This is a genomic window from Streptomyces sp. NPDC058157 (assembly GCF_042884105.1).
In the GTDB taxonomy this organism is placed as follows: Bacteria; Actinomycetota; Actinomycetes; order Streptomycetales; family Streptomycetaceae; genus Streptomyces.
Genome location: NZ_JBHVUQ010000080.1, coordinates 1 through 22,391, shown reverse-complemented (window position 1 = coordinate 22,391; position 22,391 = coordinate 1). Strand labels below are relative to the sequence as shown.

The following is a 22,391-nucleotide window of genomic DNA, read 5'->3' as shown; positions in this document are numbered from 1 at the left end:
TGTTACCCCGGGTATTTACTGGCCGGTAGGGGAGATGGGAACAGTCCGAACAAGACAATTGCTCAACTTTCTGAGGAGGATGTGAAGATGACCGACGATCAGAAGTCCGCGGCGTTCCGCACCGAGCACGACTCCATGGGCGAGGTCCGGGTGCCCGCCCACGCCAAGTGGCGCGCCCAGACCCAGCGCGCGGTGGAGAACTTCCCGCTCTCCGGGCAGCACCTCGAACGCGCCCACATCGAGGCCCTGGCCCGGATCAAGGCGGCCGCCGCCCTGGTCAACGCGGAGCTCGGGGTGCTGGACGAGGAGACCGCGGACGCCGTCCGGTCCGCCGCGGCGGAGGTCGCCGAGGGCCACTGGGACGAGCACTTCCCCGTCGACGTCTTCCAGACCGGCTCCGGGACCTCGTCCAACATGAACACCAACGAGGTGATCGCCACCCTGGCCACCGAGCGGCTCGGGCGCGAGGTCCACCCCAACGACCACGTCAACGCCTCGCAGAGCTCCAACGACGTCTTCCCCTCGTCCATCCACATCGCCGCCACCGCCGCCGTCACCCACGACCTGGTGCCGGCCCTGCGCCACCTGGAACTGGCTCTGGAGCGCAAGGCCGCCGAGTTCGCCGAGGTGGTCAAGTCCGGGCGCACGCACCTGATGGACGCCACCCCCGTCACCCTGGGCCAGGAGTTCGGCGGGTACGCCGCCCAGATCCGCTACGGGATCGAGCGCCTGGAGGCCGTGCTGCCGAGGCTGGCCGAGCTGCCGCTGGGCGGTACGGCCGTCGGGACCGGGATCAACACCCCGCCCGGGTTCTCGGCGGCGGTGATCGCCGAGGTGGCGCGGACCACCGGGCTGCCGCTGACCGAGGCCCGCAACCACTTCGAGGCCCAGGGGGCGCGCGACGCGCTGGTGGAGACCTCGGGGATGCTCCGGACGATCGCGGTCTCGCTCACCAAGATCTGCAACGATCTGCGCTGGATGGCATCCGGACCGCGCACCGGATTGGCCGAAATCAATCTGCCGGATCTCCAGCCCGGGTCCTCGATCATGCCCGGGAAGGTCAATCCCGTCGTCCCCGAGGCCCTCCTGATGATCGCCGCGCAGGTGACCGGCAACGACACCGCGGTCGCCGTGGCGGGCGCCGCCGGCAACTTCGAACTCAACGTGATGCTCCCCGTGATGGCCCGCAACCTCCTGGAGTCCGTCCGTCTGCTGGCGAACGGCAGCCGCCTGCTGGCCGACCGCACCGTGGACGGGATCACCGCGAACACCGAGCGGGCCAGGGAGTACGCCGAGTCCTCCCCCTCCGTGGTGACCCCCCTCAACCGCTACATCGGCTACGAGGAGGCCGCCAAGGTCGCCAAGCGCTCGCTCGCGGAACGCAAGACGATCCGCGAGGTGGTCCTGGAGTCCGGCTACGTCGACCGGGGCGCGCTGACGCTCCGGCAGCTGGACGAGGCGCTGGACGTCCTGCGGATGACCCGCCCCTGAACCTCCCGGAAAGGAGGCCCGGCAGGGGCCGGATCCGGTCGTTCACGACCCCCCGGCCCCCTCCGTGACCTGCACCGCAGCATCCCCGGGGGGCACCGCCCTAAGATCTGCGCATGACAGGTACTTCCCGTACTTCCCGCCCCGGCGCCGGTGCGGCGGGTCCCGCCGCACCGGGCGGGACGCACGGCGCGCACTGGGCACCCGGGACCCGGATCCTCTGGCGCTACCGCGGCCTCGGCCCCGGCCCGCGGGGACAGGTCCACATCGCCCGCCCGGTGACCGTCGTCCAGGACACCGACGAGCTGCTCGCGGTGTGGATGGCGCCCGGCACCGAGTGCGTCAAGCCCGTGCTCGCCGACGGCACCCCGGTGCACGAGGAACCCCTCGCCACCCGCTACACGGCCCCGCGCACCACCGTGCGCTCGCGCTGGTTCGGCGCCGGGGTGCTCAAGCTGGCCCGGCCCGCGGAGCCCTGGTCGGTGTGGCTGTTCTGGGACCGCGACTGGCAGTTCAGGGACTGGTACGTGAACCTGGAGGAGCCGCGCACCCGCTGGTCGGGCGGGGTGGACTCGGTGGACCACTTCCTCGACATCTCCGTCCACCCCGACCGCAGCTGGAAGTGGCGGGACGAGGACGAGTTCGCGCAGGCGCGGCGGATCGGGCTGATCGACGACGAACAGGCCGCACGGGTGGAGGAGGCGGGCCGCGCGGCCCTGGAGGTCGTCAAGGCCTGGGGGCCGCCGTTCCGTGACGGCTGGGAGAACTGGAGGCCCGATCCGGCCTGGGAAGTTCCGGTTCTGCCCGAGGACTGGGACCGCACCCCGGCGCATATGACGTCATGAGACCCTTGATGCGCCCCCGGGGTTCAAACGTAGGATCGTCCTCCGCCGGTCGTGCGCGGGGGGCCCTCCCGGTCCCGCACCCGTAAATGACCTGCGGCGACCGGGACTTGACCGGAGGTCGACGCGGAAAGAAAGGTAACGAGCGGGACGCGGAACCCGGGGGTGGTGGTGCCCCCGCCGCTGAGCGGGTATACCGCGACTGAACCGAGTTGAGTGCAGCGCACATCGAGCGCAAACGGACGGAATTCCACGCGTGACGGAGTACCCCACCTCCCAGGAGGGCCCGCAGCCCACCGTCGCCCCCGGCGGAGGTACGGACGAGCTCGGCCACGGCAAGGCCCCCATCGCGGCCGCCGAGGCCGTACGCACGCATGCCGATTTCCCGCGCCCGCGCGGCACCGCCGGCGACGGCTCCTCCGGCCACGGCCCGGCGGACCCCGGCGCCGCGGCCGCGCGGACCCGTGACGGCGAGGCCGCCCGCAACGCGGGCCGCGACGAGGACGCCGCCGCTCCGGCGGCCGGGGCGCGGACGGTACCGGGCGCGGGCGGCCCGGGCACCGGTTCCGCCGAGGCGGGCGTGGCCCGGCGCGAGGGCGACCGGCTGCGGTTCGTCGGCGCCGCCACGCGCCGGATCGCCCGGGGCATCGACCTCGACGAGATCGTCCTCGGCCTGTGCCGGGCGACCGTGCCCACCTTCTCCGACGCCATCCTCGTCTACCTGCGCGACCCGCTGCCCGTCGGCGACGAGCGGCCCGTCGGCCCGGTCGTTTTAAGGCTGCGCCGCACCGACCGGCTCCGGCCGATCGACGACCTGGCCCTGGCCGAAGGCGGCGAGGGGGCCGGAGCCGCGGGGGGCGCCGGCGAACTCGACTTCAGCCAGCTGCCGCTCGTCGGCCCGCAGGGTGACCTGCCCGCGGCGGAGCTGTGCGAGATCCGGCCCGGCGGGGCCCTCGCCGAGGTGCTGCGCGGTGTCCGGCCCGTGTTCGGGTCGGCGCCCGGCGCCCGCGACGCGCTGCCCGAGCTGCTGGGCGCCGACCATCCGGTGCCGCGCGGGCAGCGGGCGATCCTCGCCCCGCTGCGCGGCCGCCGCCGGGTGATCGGCGCGGCCGTGTTCCTGCGTACCCCGGACCGGGACGCGTTCGAGACCAACGACCTGCTCGTCGCCGCGCAGCTGGCCACGCACACCGCGCTCGGCATCGACAAGGCCGTGCTCTACGGGCGCGAGGCCTACATCGCCGACGAGCTCCAGCGCACGATGCTGCCCGACGGCCTGCCCCAGCCCACCGGCGTGCGGCTCGCCTCGCGCTACCTGCCCGCCGCCGAGACGGCCCGGGTCGGCGGCGACTGGTACGACGCCATACCGCTGCCCGGCAGCCGGGTCGCCCTCGTCGTCGGCGACGTCATGGGCCACTCCATGACCTCCGCCGCGATCATGGGCCAGCTGCGCACCACCGCGCAGACCCTGGCCCAGCTGGACCTGCCCCCGGCCGAGGTGCTGCACCACCTGGACGAGCAGGCCCAGCGGCTGGGCTCCGACCGGATGGCCACCTGCCTGTACGCGGTCTACGACCCGGTCTCGCACCGGATCACCATCGCCAACGCCGGCCACCCGCCGCCGGTCCTGCTGCACCTGGGCGGCCGCGCCGAGGTGCTGCGCGTCCCGCCGGGCGCCCCCATCGGCGTCGGCGGGGTGGACTTCGAGGCCGTGGAGCTGGACGCCCCGGCCGGGGCCACGCTGCTGCTCTACACCGACGGGCTGGTGGAGTCCCGGCTGCGGGACGTGTGGACGGGCATCGACCAGCTCCGCGAACGGCTCGCCACCACCGCGCAGCTGACCGGGCTGGACCACTCGCCGCCGCTGGAGGCCCTCTGCGACGACGTGCTGGACATGCTCGGCCCGGGCGACCGGGACGACGACATCGCGCTGCTCGCGGCCCGCTTCGAGGGGATCGCGCCCAGCGACGTGGCGTACTGGTTCCTGGACCCGGAGGAGACCGCTCCGGGCCGGGCCCGCCGGTTCGCCCGCCGCGCCCTGGCCCGCTGGGGGCTGGAGGAGCTGAGCGATTCGCTGGAGCTGCTGGTCAGCGAGGTGGTCACCAACGCCGTCCGGTACGCCGAGCGGCCCGTGACCCTGCGGCTGCTGCGCACGGACGTGCTGCGCTGCGAGGTCGGCGACGACTCCCCGCAGCTGCCGCGCCAGCGCCGGGCCCGGGAGACCGACGAGGGCGGGCGCGGCCTGTTCCTGGTCAACCGGCTGGCACGGCGCTGGGGCGCGACCCGGCTGAGCAGCGGCAAGGTGGTCTGGTTCGAGCTGCCGCTGCCGCCGGCGCACGACCGGCGCTGAGCGCAGGGCCGGTCAGGCCCTCGGGAAAGACCGCCGCCCCGCAGCTTCGAAGCTGCGGGGCGGCGGTCTTTTCCGTGCCTACTGGAAGAGGTCCGGGTTCGGCGGGGCCGGCGGCGTCGGCTTCTTCGTCGGCGGCTGCGGGTCGCCCGTCGGAGGCGTCGGGTTCTTCGTCGGCGGGGTCGGGCCCTTGGTCGACGAGGTCGGGTCCGGCTTGCCGGTGCCGCTGCCCGAGGGGTCCGGGGTGCCCGTCGGGCGGGTACCGGAGCCGGAGGGCGACGGGCTGGCGGAGCCGGAGGGGCCGCTGGAGGGGACGGCGGTGCGGGTCGGGCCGACCGGGGTGCCCATGTTGGCGTCCGACAGGTCGAACTCGCCGGTGCTGACGCCCTTCAGCGCGGCCGTGGTGTAGGCCCGCCAGATCTGGGCGGGGAAGCTGGAACCGCCCGCGCGGCCCTTGTCGGCCGTACCGGTCAGGGTGACCTGCTTGTGCGAGTTCGGGTCCTCGCCGAACATCGCGACGACGGTGACGAGCTCCGGGGTGTAGCCGGTGAACCAGGCCGCCACGTTGGACTCGGTGGTGCCGGTCTTGCCCGCCGCCTGGTAGGCGTCGGACCGCACGGCCTTGCCGGAGCCGTCCTGGACCACGCCGGTCAGGACCTTGGTGACGGTGTCGGCGGTCTCGCGCTTGATGACCTGGCCGCCGATGGGGTTGACCGGCTTGTACTCGGCGTCGACGTGCTCGGCGCTCTTGACGATGGTCGGGGTGACCTTCTTGCCGTGGTTGCCGAAGGTGGCGTAGACCCCGGCCATCTCCACGGTGTTGGCGCTCATCGTGCCCAGGGACATGGCCGGCTTGTCGGCGGGCCAGCCCTCGCGGTCCTTCATGCCGAGGGCGATCGCCGTCTTCTTCGTGGCCTCCGGCTTGGCGTCCACGATCATCTGGGCGTAGACGGAGTTCACGGAGGAGTTGGTGGCCTCCTGGACCGTGAGCATCGGGTCGCCGTAGTTGACGTCGTCCTGGTTCTGCGGGGCGAAGGGGGTGTCGCTGCCGACCACGGGGCGCTTGCTGGTGCCGTCGTAGAGGGCGTTCGGGGTGATCGGACGGCCGTCCTGGGTCTTGGCCCCGGTCTCCAGGGCGGTGGCCAGCACGACGGCCTTGAAGGTGGATCCCGGCTGGTAGTCGGTGCGCAGGGCGTTGCTCGCCGACTTCTCGTTCAGGCCCACGCCGCCGTACATGGCGACGATGTTGCCGGTCTTGGCGTCCACGGAGGTGGCTCCGGCCTGGACGTTCTGGTCGACCGGGCGGTCCTTGGTGTCCTTGCGGTCGAGCTTGGACTCCAGCTCGTCCTGGACGGCCTTCTCCAGCGCCGCCTGCTTCTTCTTGTCGATGTTGAGGGTGATCGTCCAGCCGCCGGCCTCGAAGTCGGCTTCCTTGATGTTCTGGCGGCTCAGCTCGGCCTTGGCGGCCTGGATCAGGTAGCCCTTCTGGCCGTCCATGCCGGGGCGCGGCTTGGGCTTGATCGGCTCGGGGAGGTGCATGGCGTCGCGCTTGGCCTTGTCCAGCTTGCCCATCTCGACCATGTTGTCGAGGACCGCGTTGAAGCGGATGGTCACCAGTCGGCGGCCGTTGGGGCCGGCGGTGGCGAGGTCGTACTGGCTGGGGGCCTGGATGACGGCGGCCAGGTAGGCGCCCTGCTCCAGGGTGAGCTTGTCGGAGTCGACGCCGTAGTAGGCCTGGGCGGCGGCCTGGATGCCGTAGGCGCCGCGGCCGTAGAAGTTGGTGTTGAGGTAGCCGACGAGGATGTCGTCCTTCTCCATGCGCTGGTCGACCTTGAGGGAGATCACCATCTCGCGGAGCTTGCGCGTGGCCGACTGGTCCTGCGTCAGGTAGTAGTTCTTGACGTACTGCTGGGTGATCGTCGAGCCGCCGGCGGTGCCCTTGCCGCGCAGGGTGTTGAACGCGCCGCGGGCGATGCCGATGAAGTCGACGCCGCGGTCCTTGTAGAAGGTCTTGTTCTCGATCGCGATGAAGGCCGTGCGCACGTCCTCGGGGATCTTGTCGATCGAGACGATCTCGCGGTTCATGTCACCGGTGCGGGTCATGATCGACCCGTCGGCCCACTTGAACGTGTTGCTCTGCAGGACCGCCGTCTTGTTCGGGTCGGTCGGCTCGTCCACGGAGAAGTAGAGGGCGACGGCTCCGGCTATGAGGAGCAGGATCCCGCCGAGGAAGGTCCCGAGGATCGTCTTCCAGGTGAAGAAGCGGCGTATGCCGCCGCGCTTCTTCCCGGTCGGCTTGTCCGCGCGCCCGGCAGCGCGCCCGGCGGTACGCCCGGCCGGCGCCTTCCGCCCTCCGCGCTGCTGCTGCGCCCGTCGCGCATCTGCTCGGCCCATCGCTCCCGCTCCGCTCGATTACCCCCCCGACGTCAGCTCAGAAAACTAACACCGCAGGCTGTGACAAAGGTTGGCTAACCCTGATCAATACCGGTCAATTCGGACGTGAGAATCAGCACCCACTCCAATGGAACCGACGCTCACGATGCCGGATGGGTTGCGGTCATCGCAAAAAGTGATATCACTTTGCTAGGACTTCCGGTCGACCAGGACCGGACGCGACGGAACAAACGGGGGTATTCCATGACAGCCACGGGAACGGGCGAACGACCGGCCGGCGTACGGGAGTTCGCGGCGAACAGCGTCGGCGGCGGACTCGCGCTGCTGTCGGGGCTGATCGGGGCGGTGCTCGGGGCCGGCCTGATCGCCCTCGGCGCGACGGTGGCCGCGACGGCGACCAAGGCGGCCCTGATCCCCCTCGGCATCCTGGTGGTGCTGGCCGCGGTCCTGGCCATGAGCGGGCTGAACACGGTGGCCCCGGGCGAGGCCCGCGTGGTCCAGCTGTTCGGCCGCTACCGGGGGACGATCCGCACGGACGGGCTGCGCTGGGTCAACCCGCTGACCTCGCGCGAGAAGATCTCCACCCGCGTCCGCAACCACGAGACGGCCGTCCTGAAGGTCAACGACGCCTACGGCAACCCCATCGAGCTGGCGGCGGTCGTGGTGTGGCGGGTGGCCGACACCGCGCGGGCCGTCTTCGAGGTCGAGGACTTCACGGAGTTCGTCGAGACGCAGACCGAGGCCGCCGTCCGGCACATCGCGATCGAGTACCCCTACGACGCGCACGAGGAGGGCGGGCTCTCGCTGCGCGGCAACGCCGAGGAGATCACCGAGAAGCTCGCGGCCGAGCTGGCCAACCGGGTCGAGGCGGCGGGCGTGGAGATCATCGAGTCCCGCTTCACCCACCTCGCGTACGCTCCGGAGATCGCCTCCGCGATGCTCCAGCGCCAGCAGGCCGGTGCGGTCGTGGCGGCCCGCAAGCAGATCGTCGAGGGCGCGGTGGGCATGGTGGAGCTCGCGCTGACCCGGCTGGCCGAGGAGGAGATCGTGGACCTGGACCCGGAGCGGAAGGCCTCGATGGTCTCCAACCTGATGGTGGTCCTGTGCGGTGACCGCGCGGCCACCCCGGTCATCAACACGGGCACCCTGTACCAGTGACCTCCAGGGGCGACCAGGACCCGACCGAGCCGGCTCCCGCCCGGGCCGGACGGGAGCCGCGCAAGCAGGTGCTGCTCCGGCTCGACCCGCAGGTGTACGACGCCCTCGCGCGCTGGGCCGGCGAGGAGCTGCGCAGCGCGAACGCGCAGATCGAGTTCCTGCTGCGCCGGGCCCTGTCGGAGGCGGGCAGGCTCCCCGGCGGCGCCGCCCCGATCCCGCCCCGCGGCCGCCCCCGCACCGGCCGGGACACCTGACCCGCCACCACCCGCCACCACCTGCCACACCCCGGCCCCGCCCGGGCGCGACCACCGCGCCCGGGCGTCCGCGCGCCCGCCACCACCCCTCACCTGGGCGGATCCACCGCCCGGCCATCTATACACCGTGCGTATACACCCCGTGTATAGTCACCGCCATGTCCATCGGCCACACCCTGCTCGGCCTCCTGGAGGCCGGCCCGCGCCACGGCTACGACCTCAAGCGCGCCTTCGACGAGAACTTCGGCCACGACCGCCCGCTCGCCTACGGGCAGGTCTACTCGACCATGTCCCGCCTCCTGAAGAACGGCCTCGTCGAGGTCGACGGGATCGAGAGCGGCGGCGGTCCCGACCGCAAGCGGTACGCCATCACCGACGCCGGGATCACCGACGTCGCGCACTGGCTCTCCGAACCCGAGAAGCCGGAGCCCTACCTCCACTCCACCCTCTACACCAAGGTGGTCCTCGCCCTGCTCACCGGCCGCAGCGCGAGCGGCCTGCTCGACACCCAGCGCGCCGAACACCTGCGCCTGATGCGCATCCTGACCCAGCGCAAGCGCAAGGGCGACCTCGCCGACCAGCTGGTCTGCGACCACGCCCTGTTCCACCTGGAGGCCGACCTGCGCTGGCTCGAACTCACCTCCGCCCGCCTCGACCAGCTCGCCCGCGAGGTGCGCCGATGATGACCCCCGCCGGCTCCCTCCTCGTCGCCGACGGCCTGCACAAGGCCTACGGCACCACCAAGGCCCTCGACGGCGCCGCCTTCTCCATCCACGCCGGCGAGGTCGTCGCCGTCATGGGCCCCTCCGGCTCCGGCAAGTCCACGCTCCTGCACTGCCTCGCCGGGATCGTCGCGCCCGACGCCGGCACCGTCACCTACGACGGCCGCGACCTCACCGCCCTGGGCGACGCCGAGCGCAGCGCCCTGCGCCGCAGCCAGTTCGGCTTCGTCTTCCAGTTCGGGCAGCTCGTACCCGAGTTGACCTGCGTGGAGAACGTCGCCCTGCCGCTGCGCCTGGCGGGGGTCAGGCGCAAGGAGGCCGAGGCCACCGCCCTGGGCTGGATGGAGCGGCTCCAGGTCGAGGACGTCGGCGCCAAGCGCCCCGGCGAGGTCAGCGGCGGCCAGGGCCAGCGCGTGGCCGTGGCCCGCGCCCTGGTCACCCGCCCCCGGGTGGTCTTCGCGGACGAGCCCACCGGCGCCCTGGACTCCCTCAACGGCGAACTGGTGATGCAGCTGCTCACCGAGGCCGCCCGGGCCGCGAGCGCCGCCGTCGTCCTGGTCACCCACGAGACCCGGGTGGCCGCCTACTCCGACCGGGAGATCGTCGTGCGCGACGGCCGTTCCCGGGACATGGAGCGCGCCATATGAACACGCTCCGGGCCTGGGCCCGGGACCTCTCCCTCGGGGCCCGCTTCGCCTTCGGCGGCGGACGCCAGGGCTGGACCCGCACCCTGCTCACCGGCGTCGGCGTCGGCCTCGGCGTCGCCCTGCTGCTGATCAGCACCGCGGTACCGGGGGCGCTGACCGGCCGCCACGAACGCGAGGACGCCCGCTCCCTCCTGGGCGCCACCACGGCCGACGCCCCCGGCCGGGACACCCTGCTGGTCGCCCGCGTCGACCAGACGTACCGCCACCAGGACATCGGCGGCCGGTTGCTGCGCGCGGAGGGCCCGGACGCCCCCGTGCCGCCGGGGCTGAAGGCCCTCCCGAAGGCCGGCGAGATGGCGGTCTCCCCCGCCCTGGAGAGGCTGCTGGCCTCCCCCGAGGGGGCGGACCTGCGCGAGCGCCTCGGCGCCCGGATCACCGCGACCGTCGCCGACCGGGGCCTGACCGGTCCGGCCGAACTCCTCTTCTACCTGGGCAGCGACACCCTGCAGCGGGGAGGGCCGGGCGAGTACCGGATCCAGCGGATCACCGCCTTCGCCGGGGACCGGGAGCCCCGGGCACTCGGCCCGGGGCTGATGCTGATCGTCGTCCTGACCTTCGTCGCACTGCTGACGCCCGTCGCCGTCTTCATCGCCGCCGCCGTCCGCTTCGGCGGGGAGCGGCGCGACCAGCGGCTCGCCGCACTGCGGCTGGTGGGCGCCGACGGGCGCACGGTACGCCGGATCGCGGCCGGCGAGGCCCTGTCCGGGGCACTGGTCGGTCTGGTGCTCGGCGCGGGCTTCTTCCTGGCCGGCCGCAGCCTGGTCGGATCCCTCTCCTTCCAGCAGCGCAGCGTCTTCCCGCAGGACCTGGACCCCTCCGCGTGGCTCCTGCTGCTCGTGGCGCTGGCGGTCCCGGCGGCCGCCGTGGCCGTCACCGTCCCCGCCCTGCGGCGGGTGGTCATCGAGCCGCTGGGCGTCGCACGGGTGGCGGCGCCGCGCCGGCGCCGCGTCTGGTGGCGCCTGCTGCTGCCCGCGGCCGGGCTCGGCCTGCTCGTCCCGCTGGGCAGGCGCAGCGAAGCGCACCGCGGCTTCGACCGGTGGCTGGCCGGTGGCGGCGTGCTGTTGCTGCTGGTCGCCGTCACCGTCCTGCTGCCGTGGCTGCTGGAGCGGGTCGTCGGACGGCTCTCGGGCGGGCCGGTCTCCTGGCAGCTGGCCGTCCGTCGGCTCCAGGTCGACAGCGGCGGCGCCGCCCGCATGGTCAACGGGATCGCGGTGGCGGTGGCCGGTGCCATCGCCCTCCAGATGGTCTTCACCGGCGTCGAGGAGGACTACGAGCGGCCCACCGGCCAGGATCCCGGCCGCGCGGCCGTGTCCGTCACGATGCACATGGGCACCGAATCGCGCCTCGACGCCCTCGCCCGCGAACTCGCCGCGACCCCGGGCGTCGTCCGCGCCGTACCGCTGACCGGCTTCCAGGCGGCGCGGAGTACACCGGCCGACGGGGAGACCATCCGCGGGACCATCGGCACCTGCGACGCGCTGCGAGAGGTCGCCGACATCGGGGCCTGCGCCGAGGGCGACGCCTTCGTCCTGTCCGGCGGCGGGCTCTCCCCCACCGGTGAACCCCTCGCCCCCGTTCCCGGCGAGCGGCTCTACGCGGGCAACATCACCTCGTTCGGCGCCCGGGAACTGCCCGCGCAGAAGCCCGTCGAGTGGGCCGTCCCGGCGGGCGCCCGTACGGTGCGGGCCGTCCCGGACCCGATGGGCGACCTCCGCGAGGGAGTGCTCGTCACCCCGTCGGCCGCCCCCCGGGAGATGGGCAGCTGGCCCGCCGCCCAGGTCTACCTCCAGACCGACGAGTCCCGGCCCGACACCCTCGACCGGATCCGCACGGCGGTGTTCCGGGCGGAGCCCCTCGCGAAGGCGACGACCCTGCGCGAGAGTTCCGAAGACACCTCGTACGCGGCGATCCGGACCGGGCTCTTCTTCGGCGCCGCGGCCCTGCTCGTGCTCATCGGGACGAGCCTGCTGGTGTCGCAGCTGGAGCAGCTGCGCGAGCGGCGGCGCCTGCTGGCCGCGCTGGTCGCCTTCGGCACCCCGCGCGGCACGCTGGGCCTGTCCGTACTGTGGCAGACGGCCCTGCCGATCGCGCTCGGGCTCTCGCTCGCGACCGGCACCGGCCTCGCCCTCGGGTCGGCCCTGCTGTGGGTCGCGGGCCGGCCGGTGCACGTCGACTGGAACTCCGTCCTGGCCCTGGCCGGGGCCGGGGCGGGCGTGGTCGCCCTGGTCACCGTGCTGACCGTGCCGCCCCTGCTGCGGCTGATGCGCCCGGACGGCCTGCGGACGGAGTAGCCCGCACAGCCCGCTGCCGGTGTGGCCCCCTCAGTCGGTGGGCCACACCGGCAGCGGGCGCACCGCCTCGCGCAGGGCGCCCGCGACGGCCCGGAACTCCTCCTGCCGGGCGGTCCCGCTGCGCATGGCCAGGGCGATCCGCCGCGAGGGGGCCGGCTCGGCGAAGTAGCCGGTGGCCAGGGCCTCGTTGCGGGCCGTCTCCAGCCGCAGCGCGGTGCGCGGCAGCAGGGTCACCCCGAGTCCGCCGGCGACCAGCTGGACGAGCGTGGAGAGTCCGGCGGCGGTGGTGGTGACGTCGGCCCCTGCGGTGCGTCCGGCCTCTCGGCAGATGTCCAGGGCCTGGTCGCGCAGGCAGTGCCCCTCGTCCAGCAACAGCAGTTGCAAGCCCCGCAGTTCCTCGCGGGGGATGTCCCGGCGGCCGGCCAGCGGATGGTCGCGGGGCGCCAGCAGGACGAAGTCCTCGTCGAACAGCGGCAGTTCGCACACCCCGGGGACGCCCAGCGGGACCGCGAGCAGCAGCAGGTCGAGGCGTCCGGCGGCCAGCCCCTCCAGCAGGGAGGCCGTCTGCTCCTCGTGGACCTGGAGGTCCATGCGGGGGTAGCGCCGCTGGAACAGCCCGAGCACGGTCGGCAGCAGGTACGGGGCGACGGTGGGGATCACCCCGAGCCGCAGCACCCCGGTGAACGGGGCCCGTACCGCCTCGGCCTCCTCCAGCAGCCCGCCCAGCGCGTCGAGCACCCCCCGCGCCCGGACGGCGATCCGCTCTCCGGCCGGGGAGAGCAGCACCTTGCGGGTGGTGCGTTCCAGCAGCTGCACCCCGAGGGCCTCCTCCAGCGCGGAGACGGCCCCGGAGAGCGCGGGCTGGCTCATGCCGATCGCCGCGGCGGCGTCCCGGAAGTGCAGGTGTTCCGCGACCGCCGCGAAGGCGCGCAGCTGCGCCAGCGTCGGCTGCTTCTGTCCTCTACTACTCACAGCCACTGATAGGTACCTCCGATCACCCACCACTAGATTAGCTATTTCCGTAATCAATGCAGCTGTGCCAGCATGTGAGACAGTCCAACCCCCTCGGAAAGCCCCCAAAAGGGTCACTTTCCATTCCGCAAGGAGAGTTCGTGCTCACTGTCGGTGACAAGTTCCCCAGCTACGACCTGACCGCCTGCGTCTCGCTCGAAGCCGGCAAGGAGTTCGCGCAGATCGACCAGAAGACCTACGAGGGCAAGTGGCGCGTCCTCTTCTTCTGGCCGGCCGACTTCACCTTCGTGTGCCCCACGGAGATCGCCGCCTTCGGCAAGCTGAACGACGAGTTCCTCGACCGCGACGCCCAGATCCTCGGCATCTCCGGCGACTCCGAGTACGTCCACCACGCCTGGCGCAAGGACCACGCCGACCTGCGTGACCTGCCCTTCCCGATGCTGGCCGACTCCAAGCACGAGCTGATGCAGGCCTGCGGCATCCAGGGCGAGGACGGCTTCGCCCAGCGCGCCGTCTTCATCGTGGACCCGAACAACGAGATCCAGTTCTCGATGGTGACCGCCGGTTCCGTGGGCCGTAACCCCAAGGAGGTCCTGCGGGTCCTCGACGCCCTGCAGACCGACGAGCTGTGCCCCTGCAACTGGAACAAGGGCGAGGACACCCTGAACGCCGGCGCCCTGCTGGCCGGTGAGTGACGGATGTCCCTCGACACCCTCAAGTCCGCCATACCGGACTTCGCCAAGGACCTGAAGCTGAACCTCGGCTCGGTCATCGGCAACCAGGACACGCTCACCCAGCAGCAGCTGTGGGGCACCGTCCTGTCCTGCGCGATCGCCGCCCGCTCCCCGCGCGTCCTGCGTGAGCTGGAGCCCGAGGCCAAGGCCGCGCTGTCCCCGGAGGCGTACAACGCCGCCAAGTCCGCCGCCGCGGTCATGGCGATGAACAACGTCTTCTACCGGACCCGCCACCTGCTCTCCGACCCGGAGTACGGCACGCTGCGCGCGGGCCTGCGGATGAACGTCATCGGCAACCCGGGCGTGGAGAAGGTGGACTTCGAGCTCTGGTCGCTCGCGGTCTCCGCCATCAACGGCTGCGGCCAGTGCCTGGACTCGCACGAGCAGGTCCTGCGCAAGGCGGGCGTGGACCGCGAGACGGTCCAGGAGGCCTTCAAGATCGCCTCGGTGATCCAGGCCGTCGCCGTCACCCTCGACGCCGAAGCGGCCCTGGCCGCCGAGTAGTCACCCGTACGGGTGGATCCCGTACGACCCTCCGTGCCCCCGCGGCCCTTCCGGCCGCGGGGGCACGGTGCGTTCCGGCGCCGGCTACTTCCTGAGCCGGGTCAGCAGGGCGCGCATGTCCTCGACCATCGCCGCCTTGACGGCGTCCCCGTCGAGGTCGCTCTTGCCGCTGTCGCCGCGACCCCACCAGTGGACGGTGAGCGTGAAGACCGCCCCGCCGTCGAGCACCTGGAGCCGGGGCGCCTGCAGCGAACCGGAGAGGACCGCCCGCTCACCCAGCCCGGACACCCGCTCGGCCGGCAGGGGCATCACGTAGGGGTCCAGCACCGGCACGGCCGCGAACTCCGGCGCCGGGTCGGTCTTCTTGTGCAGCTCGACCAGGACCTGGGCGTAGGAGACGAAGGCCTGGTCCTCCCTGCTGCCGTTGGCGAAGCAGTTCGACCAGTCCAGCGCGGCGTCCTCGCCGTTGCTCGGCACGCCCCGGTCCAGGCCGCCGAGCGCCGTGCCGACGGCCTTCAGCGGGGTCTCCGTGCACAGCTGCTCGCTGTGCCGGTAGCGGATCGGGGGCCCGGCCTCGCCGTAACGTTCCTGCACGACCAGGACCCCCGCGAACACCGCGGAGGCCACGAGCGCCCCGCCCAGCGCCCAGCGCCAGTGCCCCGCCCGTAACGGCCGCTCGGAGCCCGCCGGACCGGTGGCGTCGGCGGACCCCCCGGACTCCTGCGGGGACCACCCGCCCTCGATCTCGGGCTCGCCGATCACCCCCGGGCCTCCCGCTCGGCCGCCTGTACGGCGGTGGCGCCGTGCGGCGCGGGGCCGGTCGGGGAGGGCGGTGCCAGGCGCCGCTCGCGCGAGTAGGCGCGCAGGTAGACGACCACGGTGTTGGTGACGGCGACCAGCGGCACGGCGACGACCGCGCCCCCGATGCCGGCGATCATCCCGCCGGCGGCGACCGACAGCACCACCGCGAGCGGGTGGACCCGTACGGCCCGGCCCAGGATGAAGGGCTGGAGCACGTGCCCCTCGATCTGCTGGACGGCCAGGACCACCAGCAGCACCATCAGGGCGGTGAACGGCCCCTGGGTCACCAGGGCCACGACCACCGCGAGCGCGCCGGAGACCACCGCGCCGACGAGCGGGATGAAGGCGAAGAGGAAGATGAACACGGCGAGCGGGACCGCCATCGGCACCTTGAGGAAGTAGATGCCGAGGCCGATGAACACGGCGTCGATGAGGGCGACCAGGACCGTGCCGCGCACGTACGCGGTCAGGGTGCGCCAGGCGCGCGGGCCGGCTCCGGCGACACCGGGGCGGGCCGCGGCGGGGACCAGGCCGAGGACCCAGTTCCAGATCTTCTGGCCGTCGTAGAGCAGGAACAGCGTCGAGAACATCGCGAGCAGCATGCCCGTCAGCACCTCGACGAGCACCGTCACGCCCTGGAGACCGGCGGAGGTGATCTCCTCGGTGTTGGTGCCGATGGTCTCGCTGAGGTTCTTCGCGATGTCGTTGATCTGCTTCTCGGTCACGTGGAACGGACTGTCCAGTGCCCAGCTCTTGAGCTCGTTGATGCCCTCGCGCAGCCGGCTGGAGAGGTCGTCGAGGTTCTCCATGACCTGCCAGACCACGAACCAGCCGACCAGCCCGATGACGACGAAGCCGAGGACCGCGGTGACGGCGGTGGCCAGCCCGCGCGGCAGCCCGATCCGGCGCAGCCGGACCACGAACGGCTGGAGCAGCGCGGTGACGAGGAGGGCGGCGGCGAAGGCGAGGACGACCAGGCGGACCTCGCTGATCACCTTCATCAGTACCCAGACCATCCCGGCGAGCAGCAGCAGCCGCCAGCTGGCCTCGGCGGCGACGCGCATCCCCCACGGGATGACGGCCGCCGGGTCGGGCCGGGCGGGCGGCGCGGGCTCCTCCCGGTCGGCGGCCTGCGCCTCGGGACGGGTCGCGGGCGGGAGCGGCAGCGGCTCCACGTCGGCCTCGGCCTCCGCCTCGACCTCGGCCCGCCGCTCGTCCAGGCGCGCCTCCATCCGGCTCAGCCCTCTGCCGAGCCGGCCGAGCCAGCCCGTCCTCTTCGCCATGTCGTTCCCTTCCCCCGCCCCGCGATCACGCCTCGCACGACCGTACACGCGAGGAACCCCACACCGTAGGACGGTGTGGGGTTCCCCCTGGTTGTGCGCGGGCGTGGTCCGCCGGGCCTCTAGTACCAGCCGTTGGCCTGGTGGAAGCTCCAGGCGCTGCACGGGCTGCCGTAGCGCTCGTTCATGTAGCCCAGGCCCCACTTGATCTGCGTGGCCGGGTTGGTGCGCCAGTCCGAGCCGGCCGAGGCCATCTTCGAACCGGGGAGCGCCTGGACCAGGCCGTAGGCGCCCGACGAGGAGTTCACGGCCTGGTAGTTCCAGGTGGATTCCTCGTTGATGATGTTGGAGAAGCACTGGAACTGGCCCGAGGGGACCAGCTGCCGGGCGATGTCCTTGACCTGGGCGATCGTGTAGGAGCCCTGGACGGGGAAGTCGCCGGCGTCGCGCGTGGCCGAGCGGCTGGCGATGCCTTCGGCGGCGTCGCGCTCGTCCTTGAGCTTCTTGGCGTCGGCGTCCTTCTTCTCCTGCTCCGCCTTCTGCGCGTCCGCCTTCTTGGACTTGGCGTCCTCGGCGGCCTGGATGCGGGCCGCTTCCTCCGCCGAGCGCTTGGCGTCGTCGTCGGCGGCGTGGGCGATGGCGTCGGCCTGCTGGGCCAGGGACCCGCTCTGGACCTGGGCCTGCTCGCCGACCGGCACGTCCTGGAGGAGAGTCGCTCCGGACGCGGTCGTCTCGAGGTCGTTCGAGGTGGCGGCATCGCCAGTGGCGACGCCGACGACAGCGCCGACGGTGGTGACCGCGGTGGCCGAAGCCACTGCGAACCCCCGGACCGAGATCCGGCTCACACGGTGTCCTTCCAGCAGCGTCCGCAGTGACCGCGCGGGCGCAAGAGTGCCCCTTCGACACTGGACTCCGTGGTGCTCTGGTCACTGGAGACACGGGCCCGAGGACAACTCCCTTGCGGGGGCTGCCGCGTGAAACCGGGCGGCATACGGTCAACGGCTGTGGAGTTGTGGTGCTGCGCGTATCCCCAACGGGAGATACAGGTGTGCCGTATGCGGGGCCTGACGGAAAACAGACTCTGCCGGACCTCGACGCCGCAAGGCAATTCCGCGTTGCGTGTTAAAGGTCACATCAGGCAGGACGCCGCTGTTTTCGCCAAAGCCCTGTGCGGAAGGACGCCGTCCGGCTAGGCTCCTGCGCCTTTGCCGGACGGCGTCAACTGACCGTCCCACTATGGGGGATTTGGGTGATCAGAGCGTTTCGAGCATCTCCGTGACGAGTGCGGCGATCGGGGAGCGCTCGGAGCGGGTGAGCGTGACGTGGGCGAAGAGCGGATGCCCCTTCAGCTTCTCAACGACGGCGACCACTCCGTCGTACCGGCCGACCCGCAGATTGTCGCGCTGGGCCACGTCGTGAGTGAGAACGACCCGCGAATTGGCCCCGATACGGGACAGAACGGTCAGCAGGACGTTGCGCTCCAGGGACTGGGCCTCGTCGACAATGACGAAGGCGTCGTGCAGGGAGCGGCCGCGGATGTGCGTCAGCGGCAGGACCTCCAGCATCCCGCGGTTCAGCACCTCCTCGATCACCTCGCGCCCGGCGACCGCCGAGAGGGTGTCGAAGACCGCCTGGGCCCAGGGGCTCATCTTCTCGTTGGCGTCACCGGGCAGGTAGCCGAGGTCCTGGCCGCCCACCGCGTACAGCGGCCGGAAGACCATCACCTTCTGGTGCTGGCGGCGCTCCAGGACGGCCTCCAGGCCCGCGCACAGCGCCAGCGCCGACTTGCCGGTGCCGGCCCGGCCGCCCATCGAGATGATCCCGATCTCCGGGTCGAGGAGCAGGTCCAGGGCGATGCGCTGTTCGGCGCTGCGGCCGTGCAGCCCGAAGGCGTCGCGGTCGCCGCGCACCAGGCGGACGTTGCCGTCGGCGGTGACCCGGCCCAGGGCCTTGCCGCGCTCGGACTGGAGGATCAGCCCGGTGTGCACCGGCAGTTCGGCGGCCTCGGGGACGTAGAGCCGCTCCTCGGAGTAGAGGAGGTCCACCTGCTCCCCGGAGAGGGCGAGCTCGCTCATGCCGGTCCAGCCGGCATCGGTGATGGCCAGCTCCGCCCGGTACTCCTCGGCCAGCAGCCCCACGGAGGAGGCCTTGATGCGCAGCGGGAGGTCCTTGGACACGACGGTGACGTCGTACCCCTCGGCCTGCAGGTTGCGGGCGACCGCGAGGATGCGCGAGTCGTTGTCCCCCTGCCGGAATCCCGCCGGCAGGACGCCGGGGTCGGAGTGGTTGAGCTCGACGCGCAGGGTCCCGCCCAGATCGCCCAGTGGGATGGGGGCGTCGAGGCGGCCGTGGCGAACCCTGAAGTCGTCGAGCAGGCGCAGGGCCTGACGGGCGAAGTAGCCGAGCTCGGGATGGTGCCTCTTGGCCTCCAGCTCGGTGATCACCACGATCGGGAGCACGACCTCGTGCTCGTCGAAGCGGGAGATCGCGTTGGGGTCTGCCAGCAGGACGCTGGTGTCGAGGACGTAGGTCCGCCTGTCGGACAGGCGGCGCTTAGTGCTGGTCACCACGGAAGGACGTACCCCCTCGTAAGAGGTCGGGCCATGAAGACCGGACCGGTCAACGGCACCTGTGCCAGGGCCGCTTTCCGGCCCTCCATTCCGTCCGTGCGAACCGCACGCTCGTCCTGGTGCAAAGGGCCTCCCGGGCGGACGGCCCGGTGCCGTCCGCTGAGACTCGACACCCGTGGATCGGGCATCGACCTGCAAGGCTTATGCCCTTGAACGGGGGCGCCCATGCCATGGCATATGACGGACGCTCGGTGAAGCCCAGGTGAAGGCTCGACGAAGGGGGCGGGCGGGTCCGGAGTGGCTCCGAGGGGTTTCGGCCGCGGGGTACCGGCGGGGGCCCGCAGCGTGTCCGCCGGGTGTCCGCCGGTGGCCCTCTTGGGGGTCCGCGCCCGGGATCAGGTCCCGAACCGGCGGTGCCGGGCGGCGTAGTCGCGCAGGGCGCGCAGGAAGTCGACCTTGCGGAAGGCCGGCCAGAAGACCTCGCAGAAGTAGTACTCGGAGTGCGCGCTCTGCCACAGCATGAACCCGGACAGCCGCTGCTCGCCGCTGGTGCGGATCACCAGGTCGGGGTCGGGCTGGCCGCGCGTGTAGAGGTGCTCCGCGATGTGGTCGATGTCCAGGACCTCGGCGAGCTCCTCGAAGGAGGTGCCCTTCTCGGCGTGCTCCAGCAGCAGCGAGCGGACCGCGTCGGCGATCTCCTGGCGACCGCCGTAGCCGACGGCGACGTTGACCAGTATCCCGCCGATGTCGTGGGTGGCCTGCTCGGCCTCCTTCAGCACGTGCTGCGTCCGGGACGGCAGGATGTCCAGGTTGCCGACGTGGTGGACGCGCCAGCGGCCGTCCTCGGCGAGGCCCCTGACGGTGTTCTCGATGATGTTGAGCAGCGGGAGGAGCTCGCCCTCGGGGCGGTCCAGGTTGTCCGTGGAGAGCATCCACAGCGTGACGACCTCGACGTCCGTCTCGGTGCACCAGCCCAGCATCTCGGAGATCTTGTCGGCACCGGCCTGGTGGCCCTGCACCGTCGAACTTCCGGACGCCTTGGCCCAGCGCCTGTTCCCGTCCAGGATGACGCCGATGTGCTTGGGCGACGCGTCATGGTCGAGGCGACCTTCCACCCGGCGTGCATAGAGCCTGTACACCAGGTCGCGCAGCTTCACGATCTTCCAGCCCCTCCGTGCAAAGCCCCCGTACGAATTGCGGTCTCCCCCGAGTCCCCGCCACATTACTGCGCGGCGGGATGGGGTACCCAACTCGGTAGGTCACAAGTCCGTGATAGCAAGGACAACGTGACTGATACCAATCCCTATCGGGCAGACCACTCCCGCTACGACTCCATGCCCTACCGGCGCACGGGCCGCAGCGGTCTCAAGCTCCCCGCCATCTCCCTCGGCCTCTGGCACAACTTCGGTGACGACAAGTCCCTGGAGTCCCAGCGCTCGATCCTGCGCCGCGCGTTCGACCTCGGCGTGACCCACTTCGACCTGGCCAACAACTACGGCCCGCCGCCCGGATCCGCCGAGCTGAACTTCGGCAAGATCTTCGCCCAGGACTTCGCGCACCACCGCGAGGAGCTGGTCCTCTCCACGAAGGCCGGCTACCTGATGCACCCCGGCCCGTACGGCGAGTGGGGCAGCCGCAAGTACCTGCTCGGCTCGCTGGACGCCTCGCTGAAGCGGATGGGCGTCGACTACGTCGACATCTTCTACTCGCACCGGTTCGACCCGCACACCCCGCTGGAGGAGACCATGGGCGCCCTCGCGTCCGCGGTCGCGCAGGGCAAGGCGCTGTACGTCGGCGTCTCCTCGTACACGGCGGAGCAGACCGCCGAGGCCGTGCGGATCCTGCGGGAGATGGGCGTGCGCCCGCTCATCCACCAGCCCTCGTACTCCATGATCAACCGCTGGACGGAGGAGGACGGGCTGCTGGACACCCTGGAGTCGGCCGGCATGGGCTGCATCGCCTTCGCGCCGCTCGCCCAGGGCCTGCTGACCGGCAAGTACCTCCAGGGCATCCCGGAGGACTCCCGGGCCGCGGCCGGCAAGTCGCTGAACCCGGCGCTGCTCTCGGAGGACGTGGTGCGGCGGCTGGGCGGGCTCAACGACATCGCGGCCCGCCGCGGCCAGTCGCTGGCCCAGCTCGCGCTGAACTGGGTGCTGCGGGACGAGCGCATGACCTCGGCGCTGATCGGCGCGTCGAGCGTGAAGCAGCTGGAGGAGAACGTGGCCGCGCTGGCCGGTGCTCCCCTCTCGGAGCAGGAGCTGAAGGAGATCGACTCCTTCGCCGTCTCCACCCCCGGCACCAACATCTGGGCCCAGCGCGGCTGACCTGCGCTTTTGCCCGTGAGGGAACGGAAAAGAAAAACGGGCCGGTCCGTGGGGGGGATACGGACCGGCCCGAGGGGGGGGTTCCACCATAACCCTTCGTAAAGCGTGATGCGTGCATCGGCGCGAAATGATTACGCTCCGAATCCGCCCAGGAGCACTCCGGTGAGGGCTCCGGCCGCCATGAAGGGCCCGAAGGCGAAGCCGGTCCCGCGGGTCGCGCGGCTGGTCAGGAGGGCGGCGAGGCCGTAGAGGGCCCCGTAGAGCAGCCCGAGGAAGGCCCCGGCGGCCCATACCCCCCACCCGTACCACCCAAGAGCGACCCCGAGGGGAAGCGCGAGCTTGACGTCGCCGAGGCCCATGCCGGCGGGGTTGATCAGGAACAGCAGCAGGTACGCCGCCCCGAGCGCGGCCCCTCCCAGCAGCGCCCCCCGCCAGGTGCCGGCGGCGCGGGGCAGGAGGGCGGCGGCGCCGAGCAGGGCGGCGGTGGCCGCGGCCAGCGGGAGGGTGAGGACGTCGGGCAGCCGGTGCACGGCGAGGTCGACCATCCCGAGCAGCACGAGGACGGGCGCGAGCCCGACGAACACGGCCGCCTCGGGGCGGACCCCGGCGGCGGCCGCCAGCGCGGCGCAGACGGCCGCGCAGACGGTGGCGGGGGGCCACCGGCGGCCCCCTCCCCCGGCCCCGAACCACCCCGCGAGGGGCCGCCCGTCGGGGTGGTGCGCGCGCCAGGGCTCACCGGGCTCGACGGAGAGCCGGTAGGCGGCGCGGGGCAGCCCGCACCCGGTGGCTGCGCCGTACGCGGCGGCGAGGATGATCACGACTGCGCCCATCCGCCGACGGTAGGCCCCCGCCACCCCGCCGGGCATGGGCCCCGGGACCCCTTCCGACCACCGCTGCGCGGGGCGGTGTCCCCTCCCCGCCCTTCCTCCGTTCCCTGGGGCTCCGCCCCAGACCCCGCGCCTCAATCGCCGGCGGGGCTGGATTTTGCCGCTGCGCGGCAATGCCA

The 22,391-nt window shown here is 72.2% G+C and carries 19 protein-coding genes; 11 read left to right on the top strand and 8 right to left on the bottom strand.

Translation table 11 applies throughout. From position 1 onward, the window contains the following. Positions 1 to 87: 87 nt before the first annotated feature. The 3 genes from ACFVXK_RS20735 to ACFVXK_RS20725 all read left to right on the top strand — a co-directional run bounded on the left by ACFVXK_RS20735 (position 88) and on the right by ACFVXK_RS20725 (position 4,677). The gene (locus ACFVXK_RS20735; RefSeq protein ID WP_389613701.1) at positions 88 to 1,491 is read left to right on the top strand and encodes a class II fumarate hydratase; all 1,404 of its coding nucleotides are present in this window, start codon (positions 88 to 90) and stop codon (positions 1,489 to 1,491) included. A gap of 113 nt (positions 1,492 to 1,604) precedes the next feature. Then, on the top strand, positions 1,605 to 2,333 hold the full coding sequence (locus ACFVXK_RS20730) for a DUF402 domain-containing protein (RefSeq protein ID WP_389613699.1): 729 nt from the start codon (positions 1,605 to 1,607) through the stop codon (positions 2,331 to 2,333). 253 nt (positions 2,334 to 2,586) lie between these two features. After that, the gene (locus ACFVXK_RS20725) at positions 2,587 to 4,677 is read left to right on the top strand and encodes a SpoIIE family protein phosphatase (protein WP_389613697.1); all 2,091 of its coding nucleotides are present in this window, start codon (positions 2,587 to 2,589) and stop codon (positions 4,675 to 4,677) included. Positions 4,678 to 4,755: 78 nt separating this feature from the next. Here ACFVXK_RS20725 and ACFVXK_RS20720 read toward each other — a convergent pair whose 3' ends face one another. After that, the gene (locus tag ACFVXK_RS20720; RefSeq protein ID WP_389613695.1) at positions 4,756 to 7,068 is read right to left on the bottom strand and encodes a transglycosylase domain-containing protein; all 2,313 of its coding nucleotides are present in this window, start codon (positions 7,066 to 7,068) and stop codon (positions 4,756 to 4,758) included. A gap of 243 nt (positions 7,069 to 7,311) precedes the next feature. Here ACFVXK_RS20720 and ACFVXK_RS20715 point away from each other — a divergent pair, with 243 nt between their 5' ends. The 5 genes from ACFVXK_RS20715 (at position 7,312) to ACFVXK_RS20695 (ending at position 12,200) form a co-directional block, all read left to right on the top strand. After that, positions 7,312 to 8,226, top strand: a complete 915-nt coding sequence (locus tag ACFVXK_RS20715) for an SPFH domain-containing protein (protein WP_389613693.1) — start codon at positions 7,312 to 7,314, stop codon at positions 8,224 to 8,226. Beyond that, positions 8,223 to 8,480 carry a hypothetical protein gene (locus tag ACFVXK_RS20710; protein ID WP_389613691.1) on the top strand — a complete coding sequence of 86 codons (258 nt, stop codon included), beginning with the start codon at positions 8,223 to 8,225 and terminating at the stop codon, positions 8,478 to 8,480. Before ACFVXK_RS20715 ends, ACFVXK_RS20710 begins: the two co-directional genes overlap by 4 nt. A 158-nt stretch (positions 8,481 to 8,638) precedes the next feature. Further along, positions 8,639 to 9,163 (top strand): PadR family transcriptional regulator, encoded by a 525-nt coding sequence (locus tag ACFVXK_RS20705; protein WP_045948431.1) that lies wholly within the window; start codon positions 8,639 to 8,641, stop codon positions 9,161 to 9,163. After that, positions 9,163 to 9,849, top strand: coding sequence for an ABC transporter ATP-binding protein (locus tag ACFVXK_RS20700; protein ID WP_389613715.1), 687 nt, complete (start codon positions 9,163 to 9,165; stop codon positions 9,847 to 9,849). The genes ACFVXK_RS20705 and ACFVXK_RS20700 overlap by 1 nt, the downstream gene beginning before the upstream one ends. Beyond that, positions 9,846 to 12,200: an ABC transporter permease gene (locus ACFVXK_RS20695; protein WP_389613689.1), complete on the top strand. Its 2,355-nt coding sequence runs from the start codon at positions 9,846 to 9,848 to the stop codon at positions 12,198 to 12,200. Before ACFVXK_RS20700 ends, ACFVXK_RS20695 begins: the two co-directional genes overlap by 4 nt. 30 nt (positions 12,201 to 12,230) lie before the next feature. Here ACFVXK_RS20695 and ACFVXK_RS20690 read toward each other — a convergent pair whose 3' ends face one another. Beyond that, entirely contained in the window at positions 12,231 to 13,178 is a 948-nt protein-coding gene (locus tag ACFVXK_RS20690; RefSeq protein WP_389613687.1) for a hydrogen peroxide-inducible genes activator, read from the bottom strand. A 134-nt stretch (positions 13,179 to 13,312) separates the two neighbouring features. Between ACFVXK_RS20690 and ACFVXK_RS20685 the strand changes: the two genes are divergently transcribed. Further along, positions 13,313 to 13,867, top strand: coding sequence for a peroxiredoxin (locus ACFVXK_RS20685; protein WP_389613685.1), 555 nt, complete (start codon positions 13,313 to 13,315; stop codon positions 13,865 to 13,867). 3 nt (positions 13,868 to 13,870) lie between these two features. Continuing rightward, complete coding sequence (locus ACFVXK_RS20680) at positions 13,871 to 14,410, top strand: alkyl hydroperoxide reductase (protein ID WP_125601103.1); 540 nt, start codon at positions 13,871 to 13,873, stop codon at positions 14,408 to 14,410. A gap of 84 nt (positions 14,411 to 14,494) precedes the next feature. On the opposite strand, the gene ACFVXK_RS20675 is transcribed toward ACFVXK_RS20680, so the two are convergent. The 5 genes from ACFVXK_RS20675 to ACFVXK_RS20655 all read right to left on the bottom strand — a co-directional run bounded on the left by ACFVXK_RS20675 (position 14,495) and on the right by ACFVXK_RS20655 (position 20,218). Continuing rightward, the gene (locus ACFVXK_RS20675; protein WP_389613683.1) at positions 14,495 to 15,172 is read right to left on the bottom strand and encodes a hypothetical protein; all 678 of its coding nucleotides are present in this window, start codon (positions 15,170 to 15,172) and stop codon (positions 14,495 to 14,497) included. Beyond that, positions 15,169 to 16,494, bottom strand: coding sequence for an AI-2E family transporter (locus tag ACFVXK_RS20670; protein ID WP_389613681.1), 1,326 nt, complete (start codon positions 16,492 to 16,494; stop codon positions 15,169 to 15,171). The genes ACFVXK_RS20675 and ACFVXK_RS20670 overlap by 4 nt, the downstream gene beginning before the upstream one ends. Before the next feature lie 119 nt (positions 16,495 to 16,613). Beyond that, positions 16,614 to 17,336, bottom strand: a complete 723-nt coding sequence (locus ACFVXK_RS20665; protein WP_389613679.1) for a transglycosylase SLT domain-containing protein — start codon at positions 17,334 to 17,336, stop codon at positions 16,614 to 16,616. A gap of 408 nt (positions 17,337 to 17,744) precedes the next feature. Next, positions 17,745 to 19,061, bottom strand: coding sequence for a PhoH family protein (locus ACFVXK_RS20660; RefSeq protein ID WP_389613677.1), 1,317 nt, complete (start codon positions 19,059 to 19,061; stop codon positions 17,745 to 17,747). Positions 19,062 to 19,456: 395 nt separating this feature from the next. Continuing rightward, positions 19,457 to 20,218, bottom strand: coding sequence for an isoprenyl transferase (locus tag ACFVXK_RS20655; RefSeq protein ID WP_389613675.1), 762 nt, complete (start codon positions 20,216 to 20,218; stop codon positions 19,457 to 19,459). Positions 20,219 to 20,347: 129 nt separating this feature from the next. Between ACFVXK_RS20655 and mgrA the strand changes: the two genes are divergently transcribed. After that, positions 20,348 to 21,385, top strand: a complete 1,038-nt coding sequence (mgrA, locus tag ACFVXK_RS20650) for an L-glyceraldehyde 3-phosphate reductase (protein ID WP_389613673.1) — start codon at positions 20,348 to 20,350, stop codon at positions 21,383 to 21,385. Positions 21,386 to 21,516: 131 nt separating this feature from the next. Here mgrA and ACFVXK_RS20645 read toward each other — a convergent pair whose 3' ends face one another. After that, complete coding sequence (locus ACFVXK_RS20645) at positions 21,517 to 22,215, bottom strand: prepilin peptidase (protein WP_389613671.1); 699 nt, start codon at positions 22,213 to 22,215, stop codon at positions 21,517 to 21,519. Between the last annotated feature and the right edge of the window lie 176 nt (positions 22,216 to 22,391).